11 protein-coding genes are annotated in these 13,248 nt (G+C 64.3%); 7 read left to right on the forward strand and 4 right to left on the reverse strand.

Annotated elements, in window-relative coordinates; genetic code table 11:
- Position 1 precedes the first annotated feature (1 nt).
- Both ilvA and J7E82_RS16830 read left to right on the forward strand, forming a co-directional pair.
- Positions 2–1,240 (forward strand): threonine ammonia-lyase, encoded by a 1,239-nt coding sequence (gene ilvA, locus J7E82_RS16825; protein ID WP_214864673.1) that lies wholly within the window; start codon positions 2–4, stop codon positions 1,238–1,240.
- Positions 1,241–1,325: 85 nt separating this feature from the next.
- Complete coding sequence (locus J7E82_RS16830) at positions 1,326–1,940, forward strand: rhomboid family intramembrane serine protease (protein ID WP_214864675.1); 615 nt, start codon at positions 1,326–1,328, stop codon at positions 1,938–1,940.
- Between the two features lie 164 nt (positions 1,941–2,104).
- Here J7E82_RS16830 and greA read toward each other — a convergent pair whose 3' ends face one another.
- Positions 2,105–2,602: a transcription elongation factor GreA gene (greA, locus tag J7E82_RS16835; protein ID WP_214864677.1), complete on the reverse strand. Its 498-nt coding sequence runs from the start codon at positions 2,600–2,602 to the stop codon at positions 2,105–2,107.
- A 153-nt stretch (positions 2,603–2,755) separates the two neighbouring features.
- Positions 2,756–3,214 (reverse strand): DUF4307 domain-containing protein, encoded by a 459-nt coding sequence (locus tag J7E82_RS16840; RefSeq protein ID WP_214864680.1) that lies wholly within the window; start codon positions 3,212–3,214, stop codon positions 2,756–2,758.
- 166 nt (positions 3,215–3,380) lie between these two features.
- On the opposite strand from J7E82_RS16840, the gene mca reads away from it, so the two are divergent.
- Genes mca through J7E82_RS16855 form a run of 3 tightly spaced genes read left to right on the forward strand, consistent with a single transcriptional unit; the run spans position 3,381 to position 6,875 of the window.
- The gene (gene mca, locus J7E82_RS16845) at positions 3,381–4,283 is read left to right on the forward strand and encodes a mycothiol conjugate amidase Mca (RefSeq protein ID WP_214864681.1); all 903 of its coding nucleotides are present in this window, start codon (positions 3,381–3,383) and stop codon (positions 4,281–4,283) included.
- A 53-nt stretch (positions 4,284–4,336) separates the two neighbouring features.
- Positions 4,337–4,696, forward strand: coding sequence for a hypothetical protein (locus J7E82_RS16850; RefSeq protein ID WP_214864683.1), 360 nt, complete (start codon positions 4,337–4,339; stop codon positions 4,694–4,696).
- A complete protein-coding gene (locus tag J7E82_RS16855) occupies positions 4,674–6,875 on the forward strand; it encodes a thioredoxin domain-containing protein (protein ID WP_214864685.1) in 2,202 nt (733 codons plus the stop codon). Before J7E82_RS16850 ends, J7E82_RS16855 begins: the two co-directional genes overlap by 23 nt.
- 76 nt (positions 6,876–6,951) lie before the next feature.
- Here J7E82_RS16855 and J7E82_RS16860 read toward each other — a convergent pair whose 3' ends face one another.
- A complete protein-coding gene (locus J7E82_RS16860) occupies positions 6,952–7,593 on the reverse strand; it encodes a hemolysin III family protein (RefSeq protein ID WP_374223633.1) in 642 nt (213 codons plus the stop codon).
- Between the two features lie 267 nt (positions 7,594–7,860).
- Between J7E82_RS16860 and J7E82_RS16865 the strand changes: the two genes are divergently transcribed.
- A complete protein-coding gene (locus J7E82_RS16865) occupies positions 7,861–8,649 on the forward strand; it encodes an isoprenyl transferase (protein WP_214864689.1) in 789 nt (262 codons plus the stop codon).
- 286 nt (positions 8,650–8,935) lie between these two features.
- Positions 8,936–10,399, forward strand: coding sequence for a PhoH family protein (locus J7E82_RS16870; protein ID WP_214864691.1), 1,464 nt, complete (start codon positions 8,936–8,938; stop codon positions 10,397–10,399).
- Positions 10,400–10,705: 306 nt separating this feature from the next.
- Here the strand turns inward: J7E82_RS16870 and J7E82_RS16875 are convergent, their stop codons facing one another.
- Positions 10,706–13,147, reverse strand: a complete 2,442-nt coding sequence (locus J7E82_RS16875) for a glycoside hydrolase N-terminal domain-containing protein (RefSeq protein WP_214864693.1) — start codon at positions 13,145–13,147, stop codon at positions 10,706–10,708.
- Between the last annotated feature and the right edge of the window lie 101 nt (positions 13,148–13,248).

Here is a 13,248-nt window from a genome sequence, read left to right on the forward strand (position 1 = left end):
TGTGAATACCCTCGAAGTACTGCCCGTCACGCTGGACGATGTCCTCGAGGCGCAGAAGCTGCTTGAGGGAATTATCACCAGGACGCCGATCGAGACGTCCAGGGCACTGGGCGCCATGGTGGGTGGCGAGGTCTTCTTCAAGTGCGAAAATCTCCAGCGCGCCGGATCCTTCAAGGTGCGGGGCGCCTATGTGCGCATGGCGCGTCTCTCCCCGGAGGAAAAGAAACGCGGAGTTGTTGCGGCTTCAGCCGGTAACCACGCCCAGGGCGTCGCCGTCGCCGCCAAGAGCCTGGGGATCAAAGCACGGATCTATATGCCGTTGGGTGTTGCTCTGCCTAAGCTCGCTGCGACACGAAGCCACGGCGCCGAAGTGGTCCTGCACGGCCACAACGTGGATGAGGCCCTCGCCGAAGCCCAGCGGTACGCCAACGAGACCGGGGCCGTCTTCGTCCATCCCTTCGACAATGTGGACGTTGTTGCCGGCCAGGGCACCATCGGCCTGGAAATCCTGGAACAGGTACCCGACGTCGACACCATCCTTATGGGGGTCGGCGGGGGCGGGCTGCTCGCGGGCGTGGCGGTAGCCATCAAGGCCAGGGCCAAGGAACTGGGGCGCAACATCAGGATCATCGGCGTCCAGGCGGAAAATGCGGCCGCCTACCCGCCGTCGCTGGCTGCCGACGCCCTTGTGCCGCTGAAGAGGGTTTCCACCATGGCGGACGGCATCGCCGTCGGACGTCCCGGACAGCTGCCCTTCAGCATCATCCGTGAACTCGTGGACGACGTCGTGACAGTGAGTGAGGACTCCCTCGCCAGGGCACTGATTTTCCTGCTCGAGCGGGCCAAGATGGTAGTGGAGCCGGCCGGAGCGGTGGGAGTCGCCGCCCTCATGGACGGCAAAATCGAAAACCCGGGCACCACGGCGGTGATCCTCTCCGGCGGAAACATCGATCCCATGCTGATGCTCAAGGTCATCCAGCGCGGCCTCTCAGCTGCCGGACGTTACATGACTGTGCGGATGATGCTCGACGACCGTCCCGGCTCACTTGCCACGATCGCCCGCATCATTGCCGAGAACGACGCGAACGTGACGGGGCTGGACCACACACGTGTGGGCGGCTCCATCAGCATGGGCGACGTGTCCATCACTGTTAACCTTGAAACGAAGGGCCATGAGCACGGTGAGCAGGTGCTTGGTGCGCTTCGCGCCGAGGGGTTTCAGCCGATCGTCGTGCACTGATAGTTCGGCTGTACTGCACTGAATGGCTGTACTGAACTGGCTGGCTGTACCGTATTGACTGGCTGTACTGACAGGAGGAGCGCTCATGGTGCTCGGTACTTCCGGGGGCGAGCCGGAGGCCAGGGACACGCTCGCGGGCAGGGCCAAGGGTGGCCTGCTGTTCATGGGCGGCTTCGTGATTGTGCTGTTCGTCGTTGAGCTGATTAATATCCTCATGCTGCACAGGCTCAATGTGACCTTCGGCCTGCGCCCGAGGAGCCCCGACGGAATCTTTGACATCTTCACGTTCCCGCTCCTGCACGCCAACCTGGCGCACTTGCTGTCCAACGCCTTGCCGCTGATCATCTTCGGATTCCTGGCCTTCCTTTCGGGAATCCGGGTCTTCCTCACCGCCCTTGCACTCAGCTGGCTCGGTTCCGGCCTGGCCGTGTGGCTGATCGGCGCCGGGGGGATCACGGTTGGGTCCTCGGGCCTGGTCTTTGGACTCTTCGCGTTCCTGCTGGTGCGTGGCTTCTTCAACCGCAGCTGGTGGCAGATCCTGCTATCGGTAGTGCTTTTTATGGCCTACGGTGGCATCCTGTTCGGCGTAATTCCCACCGTGGCCGGCTTCGTTTCCTGGCAGGCCCATCTGGGCGGTGCTATCGGAGGAGTAGCGGCCGCAGTCCTGCTCCGGGTACGAGGCCCGGGACGCGGCCCATAAAGCGACGCGGAGTCACTTGTCGCCCATTCCAGCGCCATGGATGGGCGATATGACCCCGCGTTGCTAAAAAGGGGTGGCGCCGGAACCTAACAAAACGCCGCAAAACAACGACGCCGGTCCTCCCCGGGAGGGGGACCGGCGTCGCTGTTTGGTGTTCGGACTGGCTAGCCGGCGTACGGCTTGGCAGAGATGATTTCGACGGCGATTTCCTTGCCGTTCGGGGCGGTGTAGCTGAGCTTGTCGCCTTCCTTGTGGCCCATGATGGCCGCACCGAGCGGAGACTTCTCGCTGAAGACGTCGATATCGGAGTCGCCGGCGATTTCACGGGAGCCGAGGAGGAACTTTTCCTCGTCACCGGCGATGCGGGCCACAACCAGCATGCCCGGCTCAACGATTCCGTCGTCGGCAGGGGCCTCCCCGACCTGGGCGTCGCGCAGCAGGGCGGTGAGCTGGCGGATGCGGGCCTCGATCTTGCCCTGCTCTTCCTTGGCTGCGTGGTAGCCGCCGTTTTCCTTGAGGTCGCCCTCCTGGCGGGCTGCTTCGATCTTCTGGACGATCTCCGCCCGGCCGGCACCGGAAAGATGGTCCAGCTCTGCCTTCAGGCGGTCAAAAGCTTCCTGGGTAAGCCAAGCTGCTGCAGGCGCGCTGTTGGTGGTAGACACGGACTTCTCCTTATGGATCTGACAAGCAAAGACCCCGCCCAAGGTGGCCACCAGTGGAACTCAGCAACCAACTAAGCGGGGTGAAGGTATTGGTCCATTGTAGTCAATCCTGTGGATAAACCAAAGCCGGACGAGGCGCAGCTCACACCGGAGCTAGGTACCGCTGTCCACGATCCAGCAGCTGTCGACCACTCCGGAAACTGCTTCAGACTCGGTGCGCAGGGTAGCGCGCTGGGCAGTGGTCCGCCCGCCGTCGGCGCCATCCTTCGGCTCGTTCGGGCCGATTTCCACGACCTTCCAGCCCACTATTGCGAACTTGGAGTCGAGGGCCTTCACTGCGCATTGTGCGGTGGCGCCGGGATACTTCGTGACCTGGAAATCGACTTCGGCAAGCGTGGAATCAACCGTGCTATAACCGATGTCCTTGTAGGTGACGGGGGCCTGCGCGGACGAGGTGGCAACCCATGCCAGGAAACCGACCCCAAGCAGGAGGGCAGCGAGGACGAGGAGCCGCTTGGACTTCCGGGTCAGCGCGTGCTTTTGGCCGCCGTAGCGATTGGCTAGGCTGGTACTTGCCGGCGGTGGGGTGGCCGAAGGATCCTCGGGAGTCACCCATCCAGTTTAGTGCGGTTCCTGGCGCCTGCCGTACGCCGGTAATGGCGAGCGGGAACTGCCAGCACCGTACTGCCGGCACTGAACTGCCAACACCTGCGCCGCCTGCACCTGACCGCCCAAGCCCGCTGGCAACCGCCGCGAGAGTAGAAGAGGAACGTCGCCCATGACAGCCTCCACCAGTCCAGCACCGCTCCGCCTGCTGGCCGTCCACGCGCATCCGGATGACGAGTCCAGCAAGGGCGCTGCGACTATGGCTATGTATGCAGCATCCGGAGTGGAGGTCATGGTGGCCACCTGCACGGACGGTTCCCGGGGCGATATCCAGAACCCCGCCATGGCCGATGCGCCGCACCCGAAGCGCGACATGGCAGGTGCCCGGCGGCTGGAAATGCAGGAGGCAGCGAGGATCCTGGGGGTTAAGCAGCGCTGGATCGGTTTCGTGGATTCCGGGCTTCCGGAGGGCGATCCCCTTCCTGCCCTGCCCAAGGGCTGCTTCGCGCTCCAGCCGCTGGCGCGGGCCGCAGCCCCCTTGGTGCGCCTTGTTCGAGAGTTCCGCCCGCAGGTGATCCTCAGCTATGACGAAAACGGCGGCTATCCGCACCCTGACCACATCATGGCCCATAAGGTCGCAGTAGAGGCCTTCGAGGCTGCCGGCGACCCGTCGAAATATCCGGGGACTGGAGAGGCGTGGGAGCCCAGCAAACTTTATTACGATCGCGCTTTCAGCCCGGAGCGCTTCAGGGCGCTGCACTTCGCGCTGGAGGAGGCCGGCCTGCAGTCGCCCTATGCGGAGCGGCTTGCCGCCTGGCTCGAAGCCGACGCCGAGGGACACACCCCCACCGTTCCAGTCCACCAGACCACTACCCAAGTGGATTGCGGCGATTACTTCGAAGTGCGCGACGAGGCCCTCCGCGCGCATCGCACCCAGGTGGACCCGCTCGGCTTCTTCTTCGCCGTTTCGGCAGAGATGCAGGCGCGGGTGTGGCCCTGGGAGGACTACACACTGGTGAAGTCCAGAATCCCGTCGGAGCTGCCGGAAAAGGACCTGTTTGCAGGGATAAGATAGGAGTATTCGCTACTTCTATCAAGCGTAGAAATTCCCACCAGAAGGTTTGAACCGTGCAGCACTTGATCATCGCCCTGGCCACGACCCCCTCGCCGGCGCCCTCGCCGTCGTTGCGTCCGGGGTTGTCTGAAGACCAGGTCACGCCCGGCACGTGGGGATTCATCCTGACGGCCTTCATCGTGGTGCTGACCACGCTGCTGATTGTGGACATGGTCCGGCGCATCCGGCGGGTCCGTTATCGGGCACAGGTTGAGGAAGCCCGGCTGGCAGCACAGGAGCCGTCAGCACAAGACCTGTCAGCACAGGACGGGTCAGCCCAAAGTAACGACTCCGGAGCGGGCGAAGGCAGCTACCCTGCCGGGCCCCCCGACCCATCGGAAGGGGACGGGGATGCCGCTCCCCGACGTACCTGAGCATTCCAATGCCCTGCGGAACGAACCCTCCGCCTACTTGCGCCAGCACGCCGACAACCCGGTGTTCTGGCAGCCCTTCGGCGACGAGGCCTTCGCGCTTGCCGCGGCAAGGGACGTCCCTGTTTTCCTGTCCATCGGTTACGCCGCCTGCCACTGGTGCCACGTCATGGCCCAGGAGTCGTTCGAGGACCAGGAGACCGCGGACTTCCTGAACGCAAATTTCGTCTCCATCAAGGTGGACCGTGAGGAACGCCCGGATGTGGACGCGATCTATATGGCCGCCACGCAGGCCATCAGCGGCCAGGGCGGGTGGCCAATGTCAGTCTTCCTCAATCCCGAGGGCCTGGCTTTCCACGCCGGAACGTACTTCCCGCCGACTCCCGTGCCCGGGCGCCCGTCGTTCCGGCAGGTGCTCGAAGCCGTGCGGGATGCCTGGCTGGAGCGCCGCGACGCCGTCGAAGAGAACGCCCGCAGGCTGGCCGCAGGCATGGCCGAAGCACAGCAAGCTCTGGCGGTTTCGCTTCAGGGGCCCCCGGCAGCCGTGGACCCGCACCTGCTCTCTGAAGCCGTACGCACCTTGGCCCGCTCAGAAGACCCCGACGCCGGAGGCTTCGGCGGGGCGCCGAAATTCCCGCCGTCGGCGGTGCTTGAATTCCTGGTGCGCCATGCAGCGGTGGAATCCATCACGGCCGACTCGGCGAGGGGGATGGCGGCGCGGGCCCTGGCCGCCATGGCGCGTTCCGCATTGTTCGACCAGCTCGACGGCGGCTTTGCCCGCTACTCCGTCACAGCTGACTGGGCTGTGCCGCACTTCGAGAAGATGCTGTACGACAACGCCCAGCTCCTGCGTGTCTACGCACACTGGGTTCGGCTCGGCGGCAGCGACGAGTTCCCGGCGAGCGAAGCGGAGGACATTGCCTCCCGCACCGCTGATTGGATGCTCGCGGCGCTGGGCCTGGAACCTTCTGGCTCCAACGCGGGGACAACCGGCGGGACATCTCAAGGTGCCCTGAGTGCGAGCGGAGGACTGGCTTCCTCCTTGGACGCGGATACCGTGGTGGACGGGGTACACCACGAGGGCGCGGTGTATCTCTGGACACCAGCCCAGCTTGTCAAGGCGCTCGGCCCCGGCGATGGCGAGGCCGTGGCGCTGCTCATGAACGTCCGGGCGGAGGGCTCGGTGTCCGAGCTGGGCTCGCCCCTCCATCCTGGAGGCCCCTTGGAGGGATCAGCCGCCCGGCTCTGGTCGCGGGTGCGGCCCGTTCTTTTGGCCGCCAGGAACAGGCGGCCCCAGCCGGCCCGGGATGACAAGGTGGTGGCGGGCTGGAACGGCCTCGCCATTGCCGGACTGGCAGAGGCGGGCGCGATTTTGGACCGGCCCGAGCTGGTGGCGGCTGCGGAAGAGATCGGCACGTACCTCGAGAGGGTCCATTGGCAGGCTGATCGGCCGGAACCGGTCCTGGTGCGCGTTTCCCATGCCGGGCAGGCGCGCGGGATCGGGGGACTCTTGGAGGACTACGCCTTCTGCGCGGACGGCTTCCTTTCCTTGTACGCCGTGACCGGACACCCTCACTGGTTCCGCCTGGCCGAAGACCTTATTGCGGCTGCCAGCGCACGATTCGTGGTGGGCGGGCGCCTGGTTGATACAGCAGGAGAATCTGCGCAGGTCTTCAACGCGCAGGGTCAGCATGCAGGCCTTGATCCCTTCGACAGCGCAACGCCCAGCGGCGCCGCTGCCTTCGCCGGAGTCCTTCTCGCTTACTCGTCCTACACCGGGTCCCACGAGCATCGGGCAATGGCGGAAAATATCCTGTCCCTGCTCCCGCCGATCGTTTCCCGGGCACCCCGCGTCGCCGGCTGGCTCCTTGCAACGGCGCAGGCGGACGTCGTCGGACCCGTGGAGGCCGCCGTCGTGGGTCCGGACTCGGACACCAGGCGGGAGATGCATGACCTCCTGCTGAAATCGACAAGCCCCGGAATGGTGGTTGCGGTGGAGCCTCCGCCAGGAGACGGGCCAGATGACGACGGCGAACCTGTCGTTCCGCTGCTGGCCGGCCGTTCGGCGGCGCCTGACGGGTCCCCGCGGGTCTTCCTCTGCAGGGGCATGGTGTGCGATCTGCCGGCCGGTAGTGTCCAGGAACTCCTGGGCCAGCTTGCCGCGCTGGCACGGCAGGGCTAGCCAGAGCAGGCAGGGTTAGCCAGCGCGGCAAATTAGCCAGAGCAGGCAGGGTTAGTTCAGCAGGCGTCGTTCGGGCTCAGCTCAGGACAGCCACGGTGATCGCTGCGAAGTGCGCCGCGAAGCCGAGGACGGTGAAGGCATGGAAGAGCTCATGGAAGCCAAAATGCTGATAGCTGAAGTTCGGCTTCCTAATGCCGTAGAAGACGGCCCCGGCAATATAGAAAATACCGCCGACACAGATTAGGATGGCCGCCGGAATGCTCGCGGTGAAAAAGGCGGGAAGGTAGAGCAGGGCTCCGCAGCCCAGGGCTACGTAGATGGGAACGTAGAGCGCACGAGGCGCGCTCATCCAGAGAACCCGGAAAAGGACCCCGATCAGCGCTCCCGGCCAGATGACCCAGAGCAGCAGCACGGCCTGCTGCCGCTCCAACAAGGACCAGGCCAGCGGGGTATAGGTTCCCGCGATGACCAGCATGATGTTGCTGTGGTCAAGGCGTTTGAGCACCATCCGGACATCCGGGGACCAGTTTCCGCGATGGTACACGGCGCTAACGCTGAAGAGCATGACGCCGGTCAGGGCGTAGATCGCGGATGTGAGCTTCCTGTCGAGCGTGGGGGAGAGGGACACCAGCACAATTCCCGCGACAACAGCCAGGGGAGTGGCGACGGCGTGGATCCACCCGCGCCATTTCGGCTTAATGGTCAGTAATTCTGCGATGCGTTCGGCAGCGACATCCCCGGTGCTCCGGGTTTCCTCTTCCGAATTGTCCCCGCCGGGATTGTGCCCGGCGGAACCTGCGCCCTCTTTCGGCACTTCACTTTCCATCTCTTTAGATTAACCCACGATCGCGACCATAAGTTACTCGTGGGTAAGGGCGGTATTGAGGTCCGAAGGCTGCCCGCGTGAAGCAACCGCAGCTCAGCTGCGGGTAGCCTAGGATGTGCACCTCGGCACCCAGCGTGCCGCCGTCGTAAGTTTTCCGCCATGTCCAGGAAGTCAGGTGAGTGTCCGGTGGAATTGCCCGGGGTCCTCTATGGCTTCTACGAGCGCAAGCTGCAGCGTTCCCTCAAGCAGGACAGGATCCCCAGGCATATAGGGGTCATGGTGGATGGAAACCGGCGCTGGGCGCGGCAATTCAACGCCCCCACGAGCCAGGGCCACCAGGCCGGGGCGGACAAGATCCACGAGTTCCTTGGCTGGTGCAAGGAACTCGGCGTCAAAGTAGTGACCCTCTACATGCTGTCCACGGACAACATGAGCAGGTCCGGCGAGGAACTTGACCTCCTGATGGGCATCATTGCCGAGACCATGGATCGCCTGGACGAGACCGAAAACGTGTCCGTCCACGCAATGGGTGCGCCCGAGCTGTTGCCCGATTACCTCGCGGAACGCCTCAACAAGCTGACGGCCCGAACCCCCGTCCGGGAAAAGCTCCACGTCAATGTCGCCGTCGGCTACGGTGGGCGCCGGGAAATCGTCGACGCCGTGCGGGAACTGCTGCACGACGCCGTCGCCTCCGGGCGTGACATCGAAAAGCTCGCCGATGAACTGACAGTGGACGACATCTCACGGTTCCTTTACACGCGCGGGCAGCCTGATCCCGACCTCGTCATCCGCACCTCCGGCGAGCAGCGGCTGTCCGGGTTCCTCATGTGGCAGAGCGCCTATAGCGAGTTCTACTTCTGCGAGGCCCTCTGGCCCGCTTTCCGCAAGGTCGACTTCCTCCGCGCGCTCCGTGACTACGCTGGGCGGCAGCGGCGCTTCGGCACCTGAGCGCAGGCATCTGAAGCGCCGAGGATCAGAGAGCCTTCAGGACTGTGGTGAGTTTGCCTTCACCTTAAATTCACGCACCCGCAACACGAATCGCCGTCAACTTGCCATGGAATGTCGGACGCTGGACTTACGTTATTCACATCAGCAGGCAAACCGCCGGCTGATCGGGGAGGCCAGTAGATGGAGCGATCACTCGCACCGGTTACATGGGAGGCCGAGCCTGGCCTTCCGGCCGAGCCGCCTCACCAATAACAAAGCCGGGCCGGTGCCCGGGGCTGGAGTCGAAGTGGCTATTTCTGAAGAACTGCCCGAGGTCGTTGCAGACGAGGGAAGGAAAGCTACCTCTCGCGCCAAGCGAGTCAGCGCAGGGACAACCGCGGCGAAACCCGCCAGCATCAATTCGAAAACCGGAGCAGCGCAAGAGGACGCTGCGGCCGGTTTTGTTTTTTCCGGGACGGCCCACGGCCGCAGCTACGTTATCGACACGTCCGTGCTGCTCTCTGACCCGCACGCGCTCCTGCGCTTCGCCGAACACGAGGTGATCGTGCCCATCGTGGTCATTACCGAGCTGGAAGGCAAACGGCACGACCCCGAACTCGGGTACTTCGCGCGCAAGGCGCTCAGGCTCCTGGACGATCTGCGGATCGAACACGGTGGACTGAACACCTCCATCCCCATCGGGAAAGAAGGGGGCATCCTCCGGGTGGAAATGAACCACATATCGCCCGACGTGCTGCCCGCCGGATTCCGCGGTGGAGACAATGACAGCCGCATCCTCGCCGTTGCGAAGAACCTCGCGAACGAGGGCAGCAACGTAACGGTTGTCTCCAAGGACCTGCCAATGCGGGTCAAGGCCTCCGCAATGGGCCTCAGCGCGGACGAGTACCGCAACGAGCTCGTCAAGGACTCCGGCTGGACAGGGATGGCCGAAATCGAAGCCACCGAGGAGGAAATCGGCGTCCTCTACGGGCACGAACCCGTCTTCATCCCCGCGGCGGCGGAAATGCCCGTCAACACTGCCCTTGTGCTCCTGTCCAACCGCGGCTCCGCCCTGGGCAGGGTGGGCGTCGACAAGCAGGTCAGGCTGGTCAAGGGCGATCGCGACGTCTTCGGCCTGCACGGCCGCTCCGCGGAACAACGCCTCGCGATCGACATGCTCATGGACCCCGCCGTGGGCATCGTCTCAATTGGTGGCCGAGCCGGCACGGGCAAGTCGGCCCTGGCCCTCTGCGCGGGCCTCGAAGCCGTCCTGGAGCGCCGCGAGCACCGCAAAGTGGTTGTGTTCCGACCCCTCTACGCCGTCGGCGGCCAGGAGCTCGGCTACCTGCCCGGCTCGGAATCCGAGAAAATGAACCCTTGGGCGCAAGCGGTTTTCGACACCCTCGGGGCACTGGTCAGCCAGGAAGTCGTCGAGGAAGTCATGGACCGCGGCATGCTGGAAGTGCTGCCGCTGACCCACATCCGCGGGCGTTCCCTGCACGACGCCTTCGTGATTGTTGATGAGGCACAGTCCCTTGAAAAGAACGTCCTGCTGACCGTCATGAGCCGCATCGGCCAAAACTCCAAGATCGTCCTGACCCACGACGTCGCCCAGCGCGACAACCTGCGGGTCGGCAGGCACGACGGCATCGCCGCCGTAGTCGAGACCCTCAAGGGGCACCCGCTCTTCGGCCACATCACCCTCACGCGCTCGGAGCGCTCGCCGATCGCCGCCCTGGTGACGGAGTTGCTGGAGGGAGCGGAGATCTAGGCCTTCCGCCGGTTGCCGCCGCTGCGTGAATCGCCTTCGCGTGGCGGCGGCGCCATTTGCGCAGGGTAGTGGTCGCCTTCGCTTGGCAGCGGCCTTCCGCCGTCGCTTAGACTCAACACAAAAGGTCCCATCCGGTCGCTGGGCGACCTGCGGGGACCGTTGTGTCGCGATGCGCTCCTTCGCGGAAGACCGCAGCCGCGCTTGTGCCGGAAGTCCCTGACGCTCGCTCACGTTTGGGTGTTTTTCTTCTGACGCTCACTCACGTTTTGCATGCTTTTCGGGATGCTGTCTCACGTTTTGGCGGGGTCAGGGGACCGGTACCACTATTAGTCGTTCACCTGATTTCGCAGTCCACCTGAACCGCTGCCGTCCCTCCGGGGCGGTGGCCGAAGGGGGCCTGACGGGAGTTTGCTGACCGTCCCGGAGCACGCTGGACTTTACGTTTCCCTCGGGGAGGCATAGGACAATCTCCTCGTCTCGGGCTGCGTGGATGTCCAGCCGGTCGAGCCTGCCATCCTTCCAGGAGACGTCCGCTATGTGTCCACCACGGGCGTGTACGCCCCGGAGGCTTCCGGCGGTCCACGCGGAAGGCAGTGCGGAGAGTGCCCTGATGCTGCCGGATTGGGACTGAACCAAGGCTTCAATGATGCCGGCCGCGGCACCGAAGTTTCCGTCGATCTGGAACAGGAAGCCAGTGGGATGGTCGCCCATGGGGTGGAGGTCCAGCAGGGACGTGGAGGTTAGTTTCCTCACCAGGATGTCCAAGGATTCCTGCACGAGCTCCGGGTCCCGCAGGCGGGCTGCGAGGCAGAGAATCCAGGCCTGGCTCCATCCCGTGTGCCCGCCGCCGTTCGCGATGCGCTCCTGAAGTGCCCGGCGGGCGGCGTCGTAGGTGACGGGTCCAGCCAGCTCATCAATGGACTCACCCGGGAAGAGACCGTAGAGGTGGGAGACATGCCGGTGACCGCGGTCCTCGGGCTCCCAGTCTTCGATGAATTCAAGGAGCTCCCCACGAGCGCCAAGCTGCGGTTTCCGCAACGCCGCCAAAGCCTCGCGAGCCTCAGCCACCAGGGAAGCTGCCTGCCCTCCGTCGGGTGAGAGTCCGGCGTCGTGCAGCGCGAGCACACGCGAGAGCGTCTCGCGAACGAGTTCCAGATCCATGCTGCTGCCGGCTGCTGCGGCAAACAGGCCTCCACCAGGAGCATTAAACATGTGCTCCGGTGAAGTGGAGGGATTCGTAACCAGGAGGCCGTCGTCGTAAGGTTCCAGCAGATCCAAGGCGAACTCCGCAGCTCCAGCGAGGACCGGCCAAAGGACCTTACGCGCCCAAGCGCGATCCTTGCCGTAGGCGAAGCGCTCAAAGAGCTGCGCTGCGAGCCAAAGCCCGCCCATTGGCCAATTCGACCACACGGGTTCGCCCTTGACCGGGACGGTAAATCCCCACAGATCAGTGTTGTGGTGGACCGCCCACCCCCTTGCCGAATACGCGTCTTTCGCGGTCTGCCGGCCGAGCTCAGCGAGGTCACCGATGAAATCCAGCAGCGGCGCGGCGCAATCGGACAGGCCAGCGGCCTCGGCTGGCCAATAGTTCATCTGCACATTGATGTTGGTGGTGTAGTTGCAGCTCCAACCCGGCCTGACGTCCTGATTCCAGATGCCCTGCAGCGTGGCCGGCTGGCTGCCGGGGCGGGAGCTGGAAATCAGCAGGTAGCGCCCGAGGTCGAAGAATACTTCGGCCGCCGCCGGATCCGCGTGGTCACGCTCCTTGGAACCGTCGGCAGCGAGGGTGGCAGGCGGCGCTCCGCTCCGACTGGCGGAAAGGTCCAGATCGATCCGATCGAAGTAGCTGGCGAAATCGGCTTCATGCGACTCCCGCAGTTCGTGGGTGGTCTTCCCCGCAGCGGCCAGGACAATCTCCACCGCCTGCTCCCCGAGGGCCTCCACATCTGCAGAAGGCCGGGAAGTGCGACCCCTGAAACCGTCGACGGCGGCAACGAGGACCCGCTCGCCGTCGTCGCTGTTCCGTTCGCTCAGTACCGCGACGGCGAACCCCATGCCCGCGTCCACCAAGCCCGCGCTGTCAGGGAGGTCGTCCGCATAGCGGACCGGACGAGGCTCGTCATGGACGTAGTTCGGCGCCACAAAGGATGGGGCGCGGCCCATCCACAGCCGCAGGTTCTGGTCCCGGCCGCTGGACACGATGTGGGATCGGGTCAGATGCGGCGACTCGAACGTGGCTTCAGGGAGGACCTTGCCAACGGAGGCGGGACGGTCAAGCGCGAAGACGGCAACTTTATCCGGCGCCGAAACGAACGATTCCAGCTGGATACGCTCGCCGCTGCTGCGGTAAGACACCGTGGCGACTGCCCGACGAAGATTCAGCGCGCGGAGGTAGTCGTCCTTTCCCGACGGTGCCGGGCCGTAGTTCCACTCAAGGGTGCCAAGCGGCTGGTATGACTGCGTGTACTGCTGACTCTGCAGTTTCCGGGCAAGTTGATCCGCTTCAGCAAAGTTGCGGGAGCGGATGGCTTGGCGCAGGGGATTCAGCCATTGTGAGGGGTTGGTTGCGGCGTAGTCGTTGGGATTTATGGGTCCGCCCGACCAAAAGGTATCGAGGTTAGGGGCGGCTCGTTCCGTTCCGGGATTCCCAAACATGGCGGCCCCGAGGCTGCCATTGCCGAGGAGGAAAGCGTCGTGAAATGTTGCAGCAGGCGAGGCGAGAGCCAATGTGTGCCTCGAGTTGGTCATAGATGCCCTTTAGGAAACTCCAAATGACTGGCAATTGTGGTCGTTGTGAGGCCGGTGGAGTCATATGGTCGTAGCAACGCTCTGAATTGATGGAGTGTTCT

The organism is Arthrobacter sp. ISL-30, from assembly GCF_018613855.1.
Lineage (GTDB): Bacteria > Actinomycetota > Actinomycetes > Actinomycetales > Micrococcaceae > Arthrobacter.

What these genes read in the sequence shown, in the direction of transcription:
- J7E82_RS16830 (WP_214864675.1), top strand. Translation starts at nt 1,326, where the DNA reads ATGGTGCTCGGTACTTCCGGGGGCGAGCCGGAGGCCAGGGACACGCTC.
- mca (WP_214864681.1), top strand. Translation starts at nt 3,381, where the DNA reads ATGACAGCCTCCACCAGTCCAGCACCGCTCCGCCTGCTGGCCGTCCAC.
- J7E82_RS16855 (WP_214864685.1), top strand. Translation starts at nt 4,674, where the DNA reads ATGCCGCTCCCCGACGTACCTGAGCATTCCAATGCCCTGCGGAACGAA.
- J7E82_RS16865 (WP_214864689.1), top strand. Translation starts at nt 7,861, where the DNA reads ATGTCCAGGAAGTCAGGTGAGTGTCCGGTGGAATTGCCCGGGGTCCTC.
- J7E82_RS16875 (WP_214864693.1), bottom strand. Translation starts at nt 13,147, where the DNA reads ATGACCAACTCGAGGCACACATTGGCTCTCGCCTCGCCTGCTGCAACA.